The organism is Pseudomonas sp. M47T1 (genome assembly GCF_000263855.1).
Taxonomy (GTDB): domain Bacteria; phylum Pseudomonadota; class Gammaproteobacteria; order Pseudomonadales; family Pseudomonadaceae; genus Aquipseudomonas.
Genome location: NZ_AJWX01000082.1, coordinates 1 through 264, shown reverse-complemented (window position 1 = coordinate 264; position 264 = coordinate 1). Strand labels below are relative to the sequence as shown.

Here is a 264-nt window from a genome sequence, read left to right as displayed (position 1 = left end):
CCCAGACCCACCAATTTTTGTGTGGGAAATGCCTGTACACGGGGCCATAGCTCAGCTGGGAGAGCGCCTGCCTTGCACGCAGGAGGTCAGCGGTTCGATCCCGCTTGGCTCCACCACTTAACTGCTTCTGCGTTAAAGCTTAGAAATGAGCATTCCATCAGGTTGATGGTGAATGTTGATTTCTAGTCTTTGATTAGATCGTTCTTTAAAAATTTGGGTATGTGATAGAAAGATAGACTGAACGTTACTTTCACTGGTAACGGA

The 264-nt window shown here is 47.0% G+C and carries 1 tRNA gene; it reads left to right on the top strand.

The window, feature by feature from the left end:
* The first annotated feature begins 40 nt into the window (after window positions 1-40).
* A tRNA-Ala gene (locus PMM47T1_RS28545) sits at window positions 41-116 on the top strand.
* Window positions 117-264 lie beyond the last annotated feature (148 nt).